The organism is Bacillus paramycoides, assembly GCF_038971285.1.
Classification (GTDB): Bacteria; Bacillota; Bacilli; order Bacillales; family Bacillaceae_G; genus Bacillus_A.
In genome coordinates, this window is the sequence record NZ_CP152427.1 from 5,084,219 (window position 1) to 5,099,959 (window position 15,741).

Sequence of the window (15,741 nt, forward strand, 5' to 3'; positions counted from 1 at the left end):
TTCGCCATCTATGTAAGGGGAGTCTCCCTTATTTGTTCATTACGATGAAAGCAATAACTACACCGATGATTGGAAGTGCCTCAACTAAAGCAACCCCGATGAACATAATTGTTTGAAGTGCGCCTTTTAGTTCTGGTTGACGAGCAACACCTTCGATTGTACGTGATACGATAAGACCGTTACCAATACCTGCACCTAATGCTGATAAACCAATTGCAATTGCAGCTGCGATTACACCTAAACTCATTTAATTTGTCCTCCTTTGTATTATAAAAAAATAAATTTTTTCTTACTTAAATTATATTAATGGTCATGGCTTACTTTATGAGCCATATAAACCATCGTTAACATTACGAAAATAAATGCCTGGATTGAACCAACGAATACACTGAATCCCATCCACGCTAACATAGGTACAAGTGCACCTAATGCGCCAAGGAATGATGCTCCGCCCAACTTAGCAAGTAATCCTAATAAGATCTCACCTGCATAAATGTTACCGAATAAACGAAGACCTAACGTTAATGTGTTAGCAAACTCCTCAATAACCTTTAATGGGAATAAGAATTTCATAGGTTGGAAATAACCTTTTACATATTCTTTCGTACCCTTCATCTTAATTCCATAATAATGGGTGAGGGTAACTACCATCACGGCTAATGTTAATGTAACTGCTGGATCAGACGTTGGTGATCTCCACCATGCAATATGTTCGCCAGCTTCAGTTGCTGAATACATGAATGGTAAACCAAGGAAGTTCGATACGATGATAAACATGATAAGCGTAACGCCAAGCGTTAAGAAACGTCCACCTGTTTTCCAGTCCATCGTACTATTGATAATCCCTTTCACGAAGTCAAACACCCATTCCATGAAGTTTTGCATTCCTGTTGGGCGAAGAGCTAAGCTGCGAGTTCCGATAACAGCGATTAAGAAAACAATAACTGCTGCTACAGTAACCATCATAACTGACGACAAATCGAACGTTAAACCTAGAAATTCAACTAATCTACCGTGTTCCACTAGTAATTCACCTCTCTTCCCTGCTCTTATACTCTAAATAAAGAAAATCTATGATCATGACAAGGTATCCTGTCAGCAATCCTACACCTAAGCCCCACATCGCAATTAACTCTTGATATTTGGCTGCAAATAAAATTAATAACCCAATCGTGGCGAATCTTGAATATGTACTTACCGCTGTTGCCTTAAACTTCACGTTTTCTCCACTTGTTACGCGATCCAGCAGCTTGTCTGTTCTACGTGCAATGATGCGCAAACTAAGAAAACTGAAAATCGTCCCGATAATCAGCCCAAGAAATACATCCTTGTAAGAGGTGAATCCCCATCCTAGCACTAGAAGCGCAAGCAAGTAGTACATATATTTCTTTTGTCTTTGGACAAGTCCATGTACGTCTATCATCATTGCTCTCCCGAATAGTAATGTCGAATGAGTCGAATCATTGCGTATACCCCTGTTCCTAATCCGAGTAATAACCCTATAATAAGAAACAATGGAAACGTTCCAACCTTATTATCAATCCACTGCCCACCAAAGATCCCAACAAGAATAGAACCGACTAACTGAGCAAGAATACCTGACATTAAAGCATAAGCTTTTATATGGCTGCGATCGTTTTTTTGCAAGGATTCATCCCTCCAATATGTAACCCTCATTCACGATGTGTTAATAATAACTCATTTTTTTGCATAAATCCTATACAAAACAAAAAGTTTACATTTTCGTCACGGAATAGATGTAATTTCGTCACTGAAAGCCCTACCATCTATCCCCGTTGTTAGCATACAATAGGGTATTAACAGTGTCAACGAGAAATCGTAAAAAATCAAAAAATTTGAGTATTAGTCATTTCCTCCCAAAAATGAAAACGTTCCCCTTCTAAATACTGGTTAGAGATATGCAATTTCTAACAGTTTTCTCATTATAATAGAAGGAAATGTTCACAAGTTTGTCACTATTATATTTTTACGATATAACGCTTTCCTTCCATAATATAGTGCTCATTAGACGTAAGACTTCTATATTATATGAGATGTGTATGCAACTTATGTTGTATATACTATGTATATTTATCCCCCTCCCCTACCTCATTAAGGCACAAAAAAACGAGAGGGGAATCCCCTCTCGTCAGTTGTCTTACTTCGTTCCAAATAAACGGTCACCAGCATCACCAAGACCTGGTACTACATATCCGTGGTCATTTAATTTCTCATCTAATGCTGCTACATAAATATCAACATCAGGATGTTCTTCTTGTACTACTTTTACTCCTTCTGGAGCTGCAACGATACACATTAATTTAATTTGCTTTGCACCGCGCTTTTTCAGAGAGTTAATTGCTTCAGCTGCAGAACCACCTGTTGCTAGCATCGGATCTAGTACGATAAAGTCACGCTCTTCTACATCCGTTGGAAGTTTCACATAGTATTCTACCGGTTGCAATGTTTTAGGGTCGCGGTATAAACCAACGTGTCCTACTTTTGCTGCTGGAATTAATTTCAGAATTCCATCAACCATTCCTAAACCTGCACGTAAAATCGGAATTAAACCAAGTTTTTTACCAGCGATCACTTTTGTTGTCGCTTTGCTTACAGGTGTTTCAATTTCAATATCTTTAAGTGGAAGATCGCGAGTAATTTCGAAAGCCATTAAGCTTGCTACTTCGTCCACTAATTCACGAAAATCTTTCGTACCTGTATTCTTATCGCGAATATATGTAATCTTATGTTGAATTAACGGGTGATCAAATACATACAGTTTTCCCATGTGAATCTCTCCTTTAGATGATATTCATGCGTTTGCACGCTTTTTTACACTATTTACGATTGTAAAGAAAACGTTACTAATATTCAAGGGCAAATTTGGCAAAATCATGATTTTACGATGAATCTATCTAGTATCTTTACCAATTATGGGAGCTGTATCCTTCATTATATCGCCAAAATTTATTCATCATTTGTATACATACTTAAAGAACAATATATGTCCACAAAAAAGACTGCCAAAACAATTACGTCTCAGCAGTCTTCTTCTATCTATTATAGGTTTGGATACATTGGGAATTTGCTCGTTAACGCTTCTACACGTTTACGTGCTTCTTCTAATGCAGCTTCATTTTCATGATTTTTTAATGTATAAGCAATAAGTGACGCAATTTCATCCATTTCTTCTAAACCGAAACCACGCGATGTTACAGCTGCTGTACCGATACGTACACCGCTTGTTACAAATGGGCTTGCTGTTTCAAATGGAATTGTATTTTTGTTCACTGTAATACCAACTTCATCTAATACGTGCTCTGCTACTTTACCTGTGATTTCTAAGTTACGAACATCAATTAGGATTAAGTGATTGTCTGTTCCGCCAGAAACAAGTGTAAGTCCTTCTTTTTGAAGACCTTCAGCTAAGCGATTCGCATTGTTAATGATATTTTGTGCATATGTTTTGAAATCATCTTGAAGTGCCTCACCAAACGCAACAGCTTTTGCAGCGATTACGTGCATAAGTGGGCCACCTTGAATACCAGGGAAGATTGATTTATCAATTTGTTTTGCAAATTGTTCTTCACATAAAATCATACCACCACGTGGACCACGTAACGTTTTATGTGTTGTCGTTGTAACGAAATGTGCATGTGGCACTGGATTTGGATGTAAACCAGCGGCTACTAAACCAGCGATATGTGCCATATCAACCATTAAGTATGCGCCCACTTCATCTGCAATCTCACGGAATCGTTTGAAATCGATAACACGAGGGTATGCACTTGCACCTGCAACGATTAATTTTGGTTTATGTTCTTTCGCTTTTGCTAACACATCATCGTAATTAATACGGTGAGATTCAGCATCCACGCCATATTCTACGAAATTATATTGTACTCCACTGAAGTTAACAGGGCTTCCGTGTGTTAAGTGACCACCATGAGATAAATTCATACCAAGTACTGTATCGCCTTGCTCTAAAATTGTGAAGTATACTGCCATGTTCGCTTGTGCACCAGAATGCGGTTGAACATTTACGTGCTCTGCGCCAAAAATTTCTTTTACGCGGTCACGTGCGATATCTTCTACTACGTCTACGTGTTCACAACCACCATAGTAACGTTTCCCAGGATATCCTTCAGCATACTTATTTGTTAAAACAGAACCTTGCGCCTCCATTACTGCTTCACTTACGAAGTTTTCCGAAGCAATTAGCTCAATCTTCGAACGCTGTCTTCCTAGTTCTGCCTCAATTGCAGCAAATACCTTTTCATCTTGACGTTTTAAATGATCCACCAAAATCCCCCTTTTCTGAACGAATTACATCAATTCCCAACAGTTTTTTCTTATTTATTCAGAAAAAACGAAAATTCAAGTTGTAATTCTTTCGAACATTCATGTTTTCAACTACATTCTAACATGACTTTCTATATCATAAAAGAAAAAAAAGACCGAAAATCGGTCTTTTCTTTCTTCTATGATAAAGTCAGACAACATACCTTATTCGCAATTTTAACGGCACGCGTTAGTCTCTTCCTTCGCCGCATAAACAGCACGTGCTCCACCAATTAGTTTTCCACGTGTTGTTGCCATCGTTACATGTGCACTTCCAATTTCCTTCACACTAGTACGAACTGGAACAGCTACGTGCTTTAAATGCATACCGATAAATGTATCACCAATATCCATCCCCGCATCTGCTTTAATAAACTCAATTACTACCGGATCTTTCAAATTGTGATAAGCATATGTTGCTAATGCACCACCTGCTGATCTAACAGGCGTAACTGTTACAATTTCAAATTGATATTTCATTGCCAACTCTCTTTCAACTACTAAAGCACGGTTTAAATGCTCACAACATTGAAACGCCAACTCAATACCTGTTTGCTCTTGAAATTGTTTTAACTCAGAAAAAATCGCCTCTGCTACTTCCATCGTTCCTGATGTTCCAATTCTTTCTCCTAGCACTTCGCTCGTACTACACCCCACTACAAAAATTTGACCACTTTGTAATAAAGCTTGTTCTTGGAAGTCAGAAAGCGAACTTTGTAGCTGTTCTCTTACCTTTACGATTTCTGTCATTACGCCTCTTCCTTTCACAGGTTGGATCACCAAATTATATTTCCCACTGCCTCTAGTTAGAATCTATTACTTTGCTTCGTAAGTTTTAATTTTTCCTACGCGGTTTTCGTGACGGCCACCTTCAAATTCAGTTGTTAACCAAATTTTTGCGATGTCACGTGCTAGACCAGCACCAATTACACGCTCGCCCATTGCTAACATGTTTGTATCGTTATGCTCTCTCGTTGCTCTCGCGCTGAAAGTATCATGAACTAATGCACAACGAATACCATTTACTTTGTTTGCAGCAATTGACATACCGATGCCTGTCCCACAAACTAAAATACCACGGTCTACTTCGCCATTCGCTACCATTTCTGCTGCTGGAAACGCAAAATCAGGGTAATCAACAGAACCAGCTTCACATTCACAACCTAAATCAATATATTCAATATTTAACTCTTCTAATAAACTTACAAGTTCTTTACGGATATTCATACCGCCGTGATCAGATGCTACTACTACTTTCATTTTTACCCCTCCAAGGTTTCAATCCATTATCTTCATTTCTCACTTGATCCTTTAATGGGACGAAGTGATCTCCAATATCGTATTATACACGAAACCTCAACCTTCTGAATGTTTTTTCAGTAAAGTTTGTACAAGTTTTTCCATCTCTTCTAACGTTTCTTTATAAATAGAGAGAGATCCGCCGAATGGATCTGAAATATCCTTACTCATCCCCTCAGTTACTCCATATAATGTATCTACTTTCCCTTCAACACTCGGATAATGCCCAAGGATAATTTGCTTATGGTTTTCCGTCATTGTTACTACAATATCTGCCCAATCAATTAAGGCTTCGTTTACCTGCTGCGAAGCATGATCGATTGCAATTCCCTTTTCAGCTAATGCTTCTTTTGCATGTACCGACGCATCACTTCCAGGATAGGCGAAAACACCAGCAGATTGCACTTCAAACTTACCTTCTCCATGATGGCGCAGTAACGCCTCAGCCATCGGACTACGGCATGTATTTCCAGTGCAAACAAATAATACTCGTTTCATTTAAACCCACCCCTTTTCTCTATTTCCTACCTTTTATCATAGCGTAAATTAAAATAGAACAAAAGAAATGTGAATATACGAAAGGCGCATTTCTCTTATATTTTTTCTAAGAAAAATGCGCCTTATTCACATATATGTGAAACCCTATTTCCAAGTGCCCAAAGTATTTTACCATACATAAGGAACAGACTACAAAACAAAATAAGGAATCCATTTCATAAGAAACGGATTCCTTTCATTTAATAATTATTATTTCATTGTAACTTTCATTACCTCTGTTGAACCTTTTGTAGCAGTTACACCTACAGTTGTCTTAATAGACTCAGCTGCATCTGTGTTTGTAATAACGATTGGAGTAATTGTGCTTTTCGCTTTTTCACGAATTAATTCTAAGTCGAATGAGATTAATTTATCTCCAGCTTTTACAGCTTGTCCTTCAGAAACGTGAGCTTCGAAACCTTCACCTTCCATTTTTACAGTTTCTAATCCAACGTGGATTAAGATTTCTGTACCGTTTTTCGCTTTAATTCCAATCGCATGTTTCGTGTGGAATAATTGTACGATTTCGCCATCAACTGGAGATACAACTACACCTTCAGTAGGATCGATTGCAACACCGTCACCCATCATACGACCAGCGAATACTGGATCTGGTACTTCTTCAATATTTTTTACTGCTCCAGTTAATGGAGCTACGATTGTTTCTTCATTTGTTTTTGAACCAAGACCGAATAATTTTTTAAACATAGGATAGTCCTCCTTATAATTTACCTAAAAGTTTATAGGGCAATCTCTATTAAAGATCTGAATAAACGTAAGACCTCATACTTCGAATATTATACTGTAAAAACGCTTTCGAAATAAATTACGTTATTACTACTAGACTCTTATTGTAGCGTCTCACAAAATTCCAGTCAATTCTGATTGTCTGAATAACAATAAGAAGTTAACTTCTACTTATATTTTCTCTTTTTTTATTCAACTTGTCTAGAGGTCTTTACTACATTTTATTTTTTGTCACTAATTTGTAAAATTAACCCCGCGTTAACGGGCAGTAAGATCTCCAAATCAAAGCGCAGCTGGAGCAAAAATTCAGGTAGGCAATCAACTGCCCGTAAACGTCCGATTGGTGAGGGCTGATAATCAGCGGGGGATGAACCCCCCTACTGATTAAAGTTTCATTTTATTTCAAACTTTTTTCGAAAACAACTTGACTAAAGTAAGTAACTATTTTATTATTACTTACATAAGGTAAGTTAATAACTTTTAGGAGGTTTTTTAAAAATGATGGATTTCGGTCTTCTTATTATTCGTCTTATTATAGGTATTACATTCATGGGTCATGGTGCTCAAAAATTATTTGGTTGGTTCGGCGGTTACGGTTTAAAAGGAACAGGTGGCTGGATGGAATCAATCGGTTTACGCCCTGGTGTATTTATGGCATTTATGGCTGGTGCAACTGAATTACTAGGTGGTTTCTTATTTGCATCAGGTATTTTCATTGCAGTTGGTTCATTGTTTATCGTTGGAACAATGTTAATGGCAATCTTCACTGTTCACGGAAAAAATGGTTACTGGGTGACACAAAACGGATATGAATACAATTTAATTTTAATCGCTGTTGCGATTGGTGTAGCTTTAATCGGACCTGGCGCATACGTTTTACTGTAATATTTATCCCGCTTTAATGGGCAGTAAGACCCCCAACTCAAAATTCAGCGAAAGCAAAGAATTTAGGCGGGGGATTAACTGCCCATAAAAGTCCGATTGGTTCAACTAATAATCAGTAGGGGATGAAGAAAACCCCCACTGATTAAAGTTTCACTTTATCTCAGTTTCGAGATTTTTTACACGGAACTTACTTCATTACAATTGAAGTAAGTTCTTTTTATGTAATAAAAATATTATTTTCAGCAGGAGTTTTCCACTAACATCTTGTAAACAAACAATAAGTCGTCATATTTAGAAAGGGGATTTCAATCATGTTATCCATTAATCCAAATGAACAAACGGAAAAAGAGAATTACAAATTATTAACAGGAAGTATCATTCCACGCCCTGTCGCATTCGTTACTTCTGTAACAAAAGACGGCGTATTAAACGGCGCACCATACAGTTACTTCAACATCGTTGCTGCAAATCCACCACTTATTTCAGTTTCTGTGCAACGGAAAGCAGGAGAAAGAAAGGACACTTCTCGAAATGCAATTGAAAAAGGTGAGTTTGTCGTACATATTTCTGATGAATCTTACGTAGAAGCAATTAACGAAACAGCAGCTAACCTCCCGCCAAATGAAAGTGAAATTGAACTGGCAAAACTAACACCAATTGAAAGTGATGTCATCTCCGTTCCAGGTGTAAAAGAAGCAAATATTCGAATGGAATGCGTACTAGAACGCGCAATTCCTCTTGGTGGAACAGAAGACTCACCAGCATGTGATTTACTAATTGGACGTGTCGTTCGTTTCCACGTCGCAGAACACCTATACGAAAAAGGTCGTATTCACGCAGAAGGACTCAAACCAGTAAGCCGCCTAGCAGGACACAACTACGCAAAACTAGGAGAACAATTTGAGTTGGTAAGGCCTGTTTAAAAGCGGATGCGGCTTGTTCAGAATGGGAGACGGATGGAGCTTCTGACGTAGAGGCGCTTTTTGCCTCGTAGGAAGACGCGAAGCCACCGACCATTCTAGCCGCTGGAGCTGGATATATCTAAATACAGGATGAAATCAATTACTTCCATCAAACATAAAATCCCCTGCTAAATAGCAGGGGATTTTATTATTGTAATTCTTCCTTCTTTTCCTCTAAAGTAGGTACTTTCTCTTTTTTCGGTTTCCCAAGCTTAATTACGAAGAAGTAAAGGGAAAGCAATGTAATTAGAAAAACAATCAAAAACGGGTATGGAGAATAAAAAGCACGCGCTGCCTCCGTTTTTCCCGCAACAAACTTCAATGACTCAATATCCAAAAACTCAGCAAACATTTGTACGCCGAGCATACTAAACCAAAACACAAAAAAACTAATAATAATACCAAAAACTTGCTTCAATCTCGTCATTCATCTCATCCTTTCTATATGTGTAATTTTTTAGCGTAATCAGTATAGTATAAATAAAACTATGCACAGAAAGGAGCTATCCTACTATTCGCGAACCAACTTAATCCAACCTAAAATTGAAATTTGCAAAATAATACCCCAAATAACAAGCAGTCGTAACCACCTCGGAAAGAAAGTTACAAATCGAATATACCATTCCAATAACTTGTTCATAACGCCCTCCTCCTTAAAATTATATAGGAAAAAGGAGATATAATCCAAATCCAACCAAAATGATACCACCTACTATCTCGCCATATGTACCAAGCATATCTTTCGCATGTCTCCCAATGAATAAACCAATCCACGCTAATAACATACTAACAAATCCAAAAAGTAATATCGTAATAATTGTCTGCGCTCCATAAATACCAAGACTAAGACCTACTGAAAAACTGTCTATACTAACGCCAAATGCAAATACGAATAAACTAATTCCAATAGGGGCCGTTCTAGTCTCTTCATTCTCCAAGATAGATGAATATACAATATAAAATCCTAATCCGATTAATAAAATAGCACCTGCAAAATGTGCAATGTCTCCATACTGTTCTGATAAAAAACGACCTAATATCATCCCTATAAATGGCATGATAATATGAAATATCCCTATCGTCACACCAATATACAGGATTTGTCTTACCTTTAAGGTCATCATTCCCATACCAAGACTTACCGAGAACGCATCCATCCCTAAGGCGAATGCCATAATTATTAAAGGTATTAGCTGTTCAAACGTCATTCATGTCCCTCCTCGGACGTGCTACTTCAAAATATGCTTATCCAAGGAGAAATATTCTGTTTGCTAATCGTACCTTATCATTCAGTAATAATTTGATGTCCTGCCGCTTTTGTTAATCGATTCATAATGGCATTCCCTATTCCTTCATTCGGGAATGATTCACTAAAAATAACATCCACTTCACTTGCATCAAAAGTTCTAAGTACATCATATAATTTAGTCGCAACGCTAGCTAAATCGCTTCGAACACCACAAGACAATACAACATCCGCGCTATATACGTGCTGATACTCTTCTGTCGTTAATACACCTACTTTAAATCCTTCTTCCTTCTTCTCATCCACAAGACGTTGAATAAATTCACGTGAACCTTCAACAATACTTAGCGGCGCTTTCGGTGCATAATGTGTATATTTCATTCCGGGTGATTTTGGTTTTTCCTTTTCATCCTTTAAAGCCGGATCTAAAGAAACCGTGCCGATTACCGATTCTAATTGTTCTTTCGTAATCCCACCTGGGCGTAATATCGTTGGAACAGCGCTCGTACAATCAATTACAGTCGATTCAACACCCACTCCTGTTGCACCACCATCTACAATACCTGCGATTTTCTCATTTAAATCTTCATATACGTGAGACGCTAACGTCGGACTTGGACGCCCAGAACGATTCGCACTCGGTGCTGCAACAGGTACATTTGCTTCTTCAATAAGAGCAAGCGCTACTGGATGATCAGGCATTCTTACTCCAACCGTATTAAGTCCTGCCGTCACCTTCTCTGAAATTCCTTCTTTTCTAGGTAAAATAATTGTTAACGGTCCTGGCCAAAAGTGCTCCATCAACTTCTCTGCAACTGGCGGAATTTCCTTCACAATCCCATCTAACTGCGATTTTGTACCGATGTGGACAATCAGTGGATTATCACTTGGTCTTCCTTTCGCCTCAAAGATTTTCGCGATCGCTTCATCATTCATTGCGTTTGCACCTAGTCCATAAACTGTTTCGGTAGGGAAGGCAATCGCCTCGTTTTCCCTTAATAATTTCGCTGCTTCTTGTAACTGTGGATAATATTTTTTTCTTTCCACAACATTATCCACAACCCACATATTTGTATGCATTTTTTCCCACGTCCTTTTCTACCCTGAAATACTTGTCTATTTTTAGTTTACTATGAGATTTATCCAAAAGACAAACAAGGTTTATCCACAAAATGTGGATAAACCTAATTAATCCGTGGATAACTTTGTGAATAGCTGACAATTTAGTATTATTGCATTTGGCTCTTTTATATTTTTACAAAAGTGTTCTAACTGTCGAATTCCCTCTGGTACGTTTTCTTTCTCTATAGTAACAAAGTCAAAAAACTGAAAGATTGTTATAGATTGTGGATGATTTGTTAATAAGTACAATTGTCGAATATTTTTTTCTTTCATATACTGCAAAAACATTTCGAAAAAATATAAGAAAGTCTGTTTATCCACATTAGGTGTGAATAAACAAGAACGAATAAGTGCGTTTTCTTCACTTTGTTCATATCCGATGACAGCCCGTATTTCTTCCGCCTCTTCCAAAATCATAAATTGCGCGTACAACTCATTTATTTTATCATCTTTTTTATTAGCTTGTCCGAAAAAAGAATGCAATCTTTCCACATCTGCTTTCGTCGCAAAATATACCTTCTTCATAATAAATCCCTCCTCTTTTTTATATATGAGAAGGGATTTACGAATAGTACTATTTAGAGAATAAAGATGTAAAAGCTTCTACAATAAATAACTTAACTTCTGGCTTTTCTTCTTCCTCCTCTACTTTTACGTACTCATTTTGTTTTTCTTGTTTTTGTTCCACAGGTTTCTCCACTTTTTCCACAGTTTTTGTTTCCTCTTTACTTACAGGTTGTTCTTCTACTTTTGTTTCATTTTTTACTACTTTCTTTTCAGAAGCTGTTACTTTTTTTGCGACTTCCTGCTTTACAGCTTTCTTTTCTTTCACCTCATCCTCTTTTTTCTCTTCTGCATTTACTTCTTCATCATCTATTTGTTTTACTTCCTCCTCTTCAGGAGATTCAGCCTTCACAACATGTTCTTCTTTCCTTACAGCTGTACCACTTGAAAAATCTAAGAAACACATCGGTGGAAATAGTACACACCACCAGTTTGCCCCTTCACCTTCCCCAATTGTAATTAAAACTGCTTCATATTCCCCTGCCGGATAAATAAAATTCCCATATACCTTTGTAGGAAACTTTACATTTTTACTGAATTTCACTTGAAATGAATCTTTACTTCCTTCTTTCTTTAACGTATTTGCCACTGTTTTTTCGATTTCTGGAATATGACTTTGAATAACTTTACGCGCCTCTTCAAATGAAGTTAAATCCGCTACCCATCCATCAATCTGTGCTTTTACTTCATCACGTACTTTACGCTTTAACGCCTGATCTTTATCTGAATCGCTATTTGCTAAAATTCGTAATCGAACGGCCTCTTTCGGAATAACTGAAGACCCTTTCGCATCAGCTTTCATATATCCAAACTGCACAAGTAACTGTGCACCAATTAATAATAGAAGAAGATAAGCAATAACTTGTTTTTTCATTTCCTCCACCGTCCCTTCTACAAACAGTGTGGACAGACTTTCATGTTTCTAAACTATTAAATTTAAAATCTATATAATTTTCTCCATAAAAAATAGAGTAAGGCGTGAACCTTACTCCATCTCTGCAAATACCATACGATCTTTTCCGTTAATATCAAAAACAACCTCAACATGAGCATATGGAAAAGCTTGTTGTAACAGCTCTTTCACGTCCTCACCTTGCCCTACTCCAATTTCAAATGCTACAATTGCTTTCTTCTGTAACACATTCGGCAACTCTTCCATAAAACGGCGATAGAAATCTAATCCGTCTTCACCACCAACAAGTGCTCTCTTTGGCTCATGCTCTTTCACCACAGGAGAAAGACCACGCCAATCCTCTTCTGGTATATATGGAGGATTTGAAACAACAACATCTAACTTTTGACCCATTTCATAAAATGGCGATAATAAATCACCGTGATAGAACGTTACTTCTGCGCCCAAAGTTTTTGCATTTTCTTTTGCAACTTCAATCGACTCCTGCGCAATATCTACCGTATACACATGAAGATTTTTATTTTCTAAAGCAAGCGTAATCGAAATCGCTCCACTACCTGTACCGATATCTGCTACATGTAGTTTCTCATCACCAAAATGGCGCTCGATTCTTTCTAACACTCCCACTATAAGCTCTTCCGTTTCCGGTCTTGGTATTAATACTTCTTCATTCACAAAGAACGATCTTCCATAAAACATTTCATGACCAATCATATATTGAATAGGAATACCTTCTACATGCTTGTGGATAAACTCTGTAAAACTTGTTTCTTGTTCCGCAGTTATTTCTTCACGCATATTCATCAATAATCCTGTTCTATTCGTCTTTAATACATGACAAAGGACAATTTCTCCCGCATTTTCATCTCGTCCATTCTCCTGTAAAAAAGAAGAAGCCCATTTCAGGGCTTCATAGACACGCATTACTCAGCTGCCTCCATCCTTTGAGCCTGATCTTCCATCACTAAGGCATTGATGAAATCATCTAACTTACCTTGTAAGATTTGATCTAGCTTTTGAATCGTTAAACCGATTCGATGGTCTGTAACACGGTTTTGCGGGAAGTTATACGTACGAATACGCTCTGAACGATCGCCCGTACCAACAGCTTGTTTACGGTTTTGATCATATTCAGCTTGTGCTTCTTGTCTAAACTTATCATAAACACGTGCGCGTAATACTTTCATCGCTTTTTCTTTATTCTTAATTTGTGATTTCTCATCCTGACATGATACAACTACACCAGTCGGTAAATGCGTTAAACGTACCGCTGACATCGTTGTATTAACGCTCTGTCCACCAGGTCCACTAGAAGCGAATGTATCAACACGAACATCTTTCTCATGAATATCAATTTCTACTTCTTCTGCCTCTGGTAATACAGCAACAGTTGCTGTAGATGTATGGATACGTCCACCAGATTCCGTTTCAGGAACACGTTGTACACGGTGAGCGCCGTTCTCGAATTTCAGCTTCGCGAAAGCACCTTTACCGTTAATCATAAAGATAATCTCTTTATATCCACCTAACTCTGTATAGCTAGCCTCAATAATCTCCGTTTTCCAACCTTGTACCTCAGCATAACGGCTATACATACGGTATAAGTCACCAGCAAATAAAGCGGCCTCGTCGCCACCAGCAGCTCCACGAACCTCAACGATAACGTTCTTATCATCGTTAGGGTCTTTTGGTACAAGTAAAATTTTCAGACGCTCTGATAATGTTTTTTCTTGTGATTCTAACTCAGAAACCTCTTCTTTTACCATTTCACGCATTTCTGCGTCTAACTTATCTTCTAACATCGCTTTCGCATCTTTTAATTGCTCACGAACATCCTTATACTCACGATACACCTCTACCGTTTCCTGTATATCAGACTGTTCCTTTGAATATTCACGAAGTTTATTTGTATCGCTAATAACCTCTGGGTCACTTAACAATTCATTTAACTTCTCATAACGATTTTCTACAGCTTGCAAACGATCTAACACATCATTCACCTCTACATCCTAGTATCTAATACAAATAGTATATGGTACTTACTCAAAAAAACGCAAATTATATTTAAAAGCACAAGCGGCTTACACCGCTCAAACTCTCTATTCTGAAAAAAACCCGCCTTGCGCAGCGAGTTTTACTTATCTTTGTTTGTAGGCACTGCATGACAATGACGACAGCGTGGTTCATACGATTCTGAAGCCCCAACTAAAATAATCGGATCATCAAATGCTGCTGGTTCTCCATCAATTAATCGTTGTGTACGACTCGCTGGAGATCCACATGCAGAACATACTGCTTGTAGTTTTGTTACATGTTCAGCAATCGCCATCAGCTGAGGAACTTGTCCAAATGGTAGACCACGGAAATCTTGGTCTAAACCAGCTACAATGACACGATAGCCACGATTTGCCAATACTTGCACCACTTCCACAATGTCCCCATCAAAGAATTGCACCTCATCGATTGCAATTACATCCATTTCTTCAGTGATATGTTCAAATATATCTTTTGAAGCTGAAACAGGAACTGCTTTAACCTTTAGTCCGTTATGTGATACAACGTCTTCTTCACTATAGCGATTATCAATACATGGTTTAAATACAATTGCATGTTGTTTCGCAAATTGCGTACGACGCACACGGCGGATAAGCTCTTCTGATTTACCAGAAAACATACTACCGCAAATCACTTCAATCCAACCGTTCTGATTTATTAAGTACATGAAGCTCTCCTTTCATCTACTTTTTCGTTAAAAGTAGGGTAAAGGTATAATATTTTCGCAAAAAAAACAGACAAGCGAATAGATACACTTGCCTGTTTTATGTTTTTATTACTTAAGACCGTATTTCTTATTGAAGCGGTCAACGCGTCCGTCTGCAGTAGCAAACTTCTGACGTCCAGTGTAGAATGGGTGAGAATCAGAACTGATCTCAACTTTTAGTAATGGATAAGTGTTACCATCTTCCCACTCAACAGTTTCGTTAGATCCTTTAGTAGATCCGCTTAAGAATTTGAAGCCTGTGTTTGTGTCCATGAATACAACTTTCTTGTAATCTGGGTGAATTCCTGCTTTCATTCTTTTCATCTCCTTCCGCCCTGAATCATTTTCGAAACAGAGTTTTTCA

The 15,741-nt window shown here is 37.8% G+C and carries 23 protein-coding genes; 2 read left to right on the forward strand and 21 right to left on the reverse strand.

What is annotated here, in order from left to right; translation table 11 throughout:
• Window positions 1-28 precede the first annotated feature (28 nt).
• The 11 genes from atpE to AAG068_RS26535 form a co-directional block, all read right to left on the reverse strand.
• Window positions 29-247 carry a F0F1 ATP synthase subunit C gene (atpE, locus tag AAG068_RS26485; RefSeq protein WP_000052064.1) on the reverse strand — a complete coding sequence of 73 codons (219 nt, stop codon included), beginning with the start codon at window positions 245-247 and terminating at the stop codon, window positions 29-31.
• A 56-nt stretch (window positions 248-303) separates the two neighbouring features.
• Window positions 304-1,023 carry a F0F1 ATP synthase subunit A gene (gene atpB / locus AAG068_RS26490; protein WP_086392762.1) on the reverse strand — a complete coding sequence of 240 codons (720 nt, stop codon included), beginning with the start codon at window positions 1,021-1,023 and terminating at the stop codon, window positions 304-306.
• 7 nt (window positions 1,024-1,030) lie between these two features.
• Window positions 1,031-1,423, reverse strand: coding sequence for an ATP synthase subunit I (locus tag AAG068_RS26495; RefSeq protein ID WP_342716432.1), 393 nt, complete (start codon window positions 1,421-1,423; stop codon window positions 1,031-1,033).
• Window positions 1,423-1,647: an AtpZ/AtpI family protein gene (locus AAG068_RS26500; RefSeq protein ID WP_001171223.1), complete on the reverse strand. Its 225-nt coding sequence runs from the start codon at window positions 1,645-1,647 to the stop codon at window positions 1,423-1,425. The genes AAG068_RS26495 and AAG068_RS26500 overlap by 1 nt, the downstream gene beginning before the upstream one ends.
• Window positions 1,648-1,673: 26 nt before the next feature.
• Complete coding sequence (locus tag AAG068_RS26505; protein ID WP_000232962.1) at window positions 1,674-1,787, reverse strand: DUF4024 domain-containing protein; 114 nt, start codon at window positions 1,785-1,787, stop codon at window positions 1,674-1,676.
• A gap of 371 nt (window positions 1,788-2,158) precedes the next feature.
• Window positions 2,159-2,788: a uracil phosphoribosyltransferase gene (gene upp / locus AAG068_RS26510; RefSeq protein ID WP_000517539.1), complete on the reverse strand. Its 630-nt coding sequence runs from the start codon at window positions 2,786-2,788 to the stop codon at window positions 2,159-2,161.
• A gap of 272 nt (window positions 2,789-3,060) precedes the next feature.
• Window positions 3,061-4,302: a serine hydroxymethyltransferase gene (gene glyA, locus AAG068_RS26515; RefSeq protein WP_000349817.1), complete on the reverse strand. Its 1,242-nt coding sequence runs from the start codon at window positions 4,300-4,302 to the stop codon at window positions 3,061-3,063.
• A gap of 216 nt (window positions 4,303-4,518) precedes the next feature.
• Entirely contained in the window at window positions 4,519-5,091 is a 573-nt protein-coding gene (locus tag AAG068_RS26520) for a TIGR01440 family protein (RefSeq protein WP_342716433.1), read from the reverse strand.
• Window positions 5,092-5,157: 66 nt separating this feature from the next.
• The gene (gene rpiB, locus AAG068_RS26525; RefSeq protein ID WP_000869919.1) at window positions 5,158-5,601 is read right to left on the reverse strand and encodes a ribose 5-phosphate isomerase B; all 444 of its coding nucleotides are present in this window, start codon (window positions 5,599-5,601) and stop codon (window positions 5,158-5,160) included.
• A gap of 96 nt (window positions 5,602-5,697) precedes the next feature.
• A complete protein-coding gene (locus tag AAG068_RS26530) occupies window positions 5,698-6,138 on the reverse strand; it encodes a low molecular weight protein arginine phosphatase (RefSeq protein WP_098670013.1) in 441 nt (146 codons plus the stop codon).
• Between the two features lie 249 nt (window positions 6,139-6,387).
• Entirely contained in the window at window positions 6,388-6,885 is a 498-nt protein-coding gene (locus tag AAG068_RS26535) for a PTS sugar transporter subunit IIA (RefSeq protein ID WP_000473666.1), read from the reverse strand.
• 537 nt (window positions 6,886-7,422) lie between these two features.
• Here AAG068_RS26535 and AAG068_RS26540 point away from each other — a divergent pair.
• Window positions 7,423-7,809, forward strand: coding sequence for a DoxX family protein (locus AAG068_RS26540; protein ID WP_342716435.1), 387 nt, complete (start codon window positions 7,423-7,425; stop codon window positions 7,807-7,809).
• Window positions 7,810-8,120: 311 nt separating this feature from the next.
• The gene (locus tag AAG068_RS26545) at window positions 8,121-8,732 is read left to right on the forward strand and encodes a flavin reductase family protein (RefSeq protein WP_048528044.1); all 612 of its coding nucleotides are present in this window, start codon (window positions 8,121-8,123) and stop codon (window positions 8,730-8,732) included.
• A 187-nt stretch (window positions 8,733-8,919) separates the two neighbouring features.
• Here AAG068_RS26545 and AAG068_RS26550 read toward each other — a convergent pair whose 3' ends face one another.
• The 10 genes from AAG068_RS26550 to AAG068_RS26595 all read right to left on the reverse strand — a co-directional run bounded on the left by AAG068_RS26550 (window position 8,920) and on the right by AAG068_RS26595 (window position 15,692).
• The gene (locus AAG068_RS26550) at window positions 8,920-9,198 is read right to left on the reverse strand and encodes a DUF3935 domain-containing protein (protein ID WP_087959172.1); all 279 of its coding nucleotides are present in this window, start codon (window positions 9,196-9,198) and stop codon (window positions 8,920-8,922) included.
• Between the two features lie 84 nt (window positions 9,199-9,282).
• A complete protein-coding gene (locus tag AAG068_RS26555; protein WP_342716437.1) occupies window positions 9,283-9,411 on the reverse strand; it encodes a hypothetical protein in 129 nt (42 codons plus the stop codon).
• 19 nt (window positions 9,412-9,430) lie between these two features.
• The gene (locus AAG068_RS26560) at window positions 9,431-9,979 is read right to left on the reverse strand and encodes a manganese efflux pump MntP family protein (RefSeq protein ID WP_342716438.1); all 549 of its coding nucleotides are present in this window, start codon (window positions 9,977-9,979) and stop codon (window positions 9,431-9,433) included.
• Window positions 9,980-10,056: 77 nt separating this feature from the next.
• The gene (locus AAG068_RS26565; RefSeq protein WP_098670889.1) at window positions 10,057-11,097 is read right to left on the reverse strand and encodes an L-threonylcarbamoyladenylate synthase; all 1,041 of its coding nucleotides are present in this window, start codon (window positions 11,095-11,097) and stop codon (window positions 10,057-10,059) included.
• A 108-nt stretch (window positions 11,098-11,205) separates the two neighbouring features.
• Window positions 11,206-11,664 carry a mechanosensitive ion channel protein gene (locus AAG068_RS26570; protein WP_000758435.1) on the reverse strand — a complete coding sequence of 153 codons (459 nt, stop codon included), beginning with the start codon at window positions 11,662-11,664 and terminating at the stop codon, window positions 11,206-11,208.
• Between the two features lie 49 nt (window positions 11,665-11,713).
• Window positions 11,714-12,577: a stage II sporulation protein R gene (spoIIR, locus tag AAG068_RS26575; protein WP_342716439.1), complete on the reverse strand. Its 864-nt coding sequence runs from the start codon at window positions 12,575-12,577 to the stop codon at window positions 11,714-11,716.
• A gap of 111 nt (window positions 12,578-12,688) precedes the next feature.
• Window positions 12,689-13,540 (reverse strand): peptide chain release factor N(5)-glutamine methyltransferase, encoded by an 852-nt coding sequence (prmC, locus tag AAG068_RS26580; RefSeq protein WP_342716440.1) that lies wholly within the window; start codon window positions 13,538-13,540, stop codon window positions 12,689-12,691.
• The gene (gene prfA, locus AAG068_RS26585) at window positions 13,540-14,607 is read right to left on the reverse strand and encodes a peptide chain release factor 1 (RefSeq protein ID WP_029441082.1); all 1,068 of its coding nucleotides are present in this window, start codon (window positions 14,605-14,607) and stop codon (window positions 13,540-13,542) included. Before prfA ends, prmC begins: the two co-directional genes overlap by 1 nt.
• A gap of 143 nt (window positions 14,608-14,750) precedes the next feature.
• A complete protein-coding gene (locus tag AAG068_RS26590) occupies window positions 14,751-15,338 on the reverse strand; it encodes a thymidine kinase (RefSeq protein ID WP_000280862.1) in 588 nt (195 codons plus the stop codon).
• 108 nt (window positions 15,339-15,446) lie between these two features.
• Window positions 15,447-15,692 carry a type B 50S ribosomal protein L31 gene (locus AAG068_RS26595; RefSeq protein WP_000643433.1) on the reverse strand — a complete coding sequence of 82 codons (246 nt, stop codon included), beginning with the start codon at window positions 15,690-15,692 and terminating at the stop codon, window positions 15,447-15,449.
• Between the last annotated feature and the right edge of the window lie 49 nt (window positions 15,693-15,741).

What these genes read in the sequence shown, in the direction of transcription:
- AAG068_RS26590 (WP_000280862.1), bottom strand. Translation starts at nt 15,338, where the DNA reads ATGTACTTAATAAATCAGAACGGTTGGATTGAAGTGATTTGCGGTAGT.
- AAG068_RS26565 (WP_098670889.1), bottom strand. Translation starts at nt 11,097, where the DNA reads ATGCATACAAATATGTGGGTTGTGGATAATGTTGTGGAAAGAAAAAAA.
- AAG068_RS26540 (WP_342716435.1), top strand. Translation starts at nt 7,423, where the DNA reads ATGATGGATTTCGGTCTTCTTATTATTCGTCTTATTATAGGTATTACA.
- AAG068_RS26570 (WP_000758435.1), bottom strand. Translation starts at nt 11,664, where the DNA reads ATGAAGAAGGTATATTTTGCGACGAAAGCAGATGTGGAAAGATTGCAT.
- AAG068_RS26550 (WP_087959172.1), bottom strand. Translation starts at nt 9,198, where the DNA reads ATGACGAGATTGAAGCAAGTTTTTGGTATTATTATTAGTTTTTTTGTG.
- AAG068_RS26560 (WP_342716438.1), bottom strand. Translation starts at nt 9,979, where the DNA reads ATGACGTTTGAACAGCTAATACCTTTAATAATTATGGCATTCGCCTTA.
- spoIIR (WP_342716439.1), bottom strand. Translation starts at nt 12,577, where the DNA reads ATGAAAAAACAAGTTATTGCTTATCTTCTTCTATTATTAATTGGTGCA.
- upp (WP_000517539.1), bottom strand. Translation starts at nt 2,788, where the DNA reads ATGGGAAAACTGTATGTATTTGATCACCCGTTAATTCAACATAAGATT.
- AAG068_RS26545 (WP_048528044.1), top strand. Translation starts at nt 8,121, where the DNA reads ATGTTATCCATTAATCCAAATGAACAAACGGAAAAAGAGAATTACAAA.
- atpE (WP_000052064.1), bottom strand. Translation starts at nt 247, where the DNA reads ATGAGTTTAGGTGTAATCGCAGCTGCAATTGCAATTGGTTTATCAGCA.
- AAG068_RS26520 (WP_342716433.1), bottom strand. Translation starts at nt 5,091, where the DNA reads ATGACAGAAATCGTAAAGGTAAGAGAACAGCTACAAAGTTCGCTTTCT.
- AAG068_RS26530 (WP_098670013.1), bottom strand. Translation starts at nt 6,138, where the DNA reads ATGAAACGAGTATTATTTGTTTGCACTGGAAATACATGCCGTAGTCCG.
- AAG068_RS26555 (WP_342716437.1), bottom strand. Translation starts at nt 9,411, where the DNA reads ATGAACAAGTTATTGGAATGGTATATTCGATTTGTAACTTTCTTTCCG.
- AAG068_RS26505 (WP_000232962.1), bottom strand. Translation starts at nt 1,787, where the DNA reads ATGGTAGGGCTTTCAGTGACGAAATTACATCTATTCCGTGACGAAAAT.
- AAG068_RS26495 (WP_342716432.1), bottom strand. Translation starts at nt 1,423, where the DNA reads ATGATAGACGTACATGGACTTGTCCAAAGACAAAAGAAATATATGTAC.
- AAG068_RS26595 (WP_000643433.1), bottom strand. Translation starts at nt 15,692, where the DNA reads ATGAAAGCAGGAATTCACCCAGATTACAAGAAAGTTGTATTCATGGAC.
- prmC (WP_342716440.1), bottom strand. Translation starts at nt 13,540, where the DNA reads ATGCGTGTCTATGAAGCCCTGAAATGGGCTTCTTCTTTTTTACAGGAG.
- rpiB (WP_000869919.1), bottom strand. Translation starts at nt 5,601, where the DNA reads ATGAAAGTAGTAGTAGCATCTGATCACGGCGGTATGAATATCCGTAAA.
- AAG068_RS26535 (WP_000473666.1), bottom strand. Translation starts at nt 6,885, where the DNA reads ATGTTTAAAAAATTATTCGGTCTTGGTTCAAAAACAAATGAAGAAACA.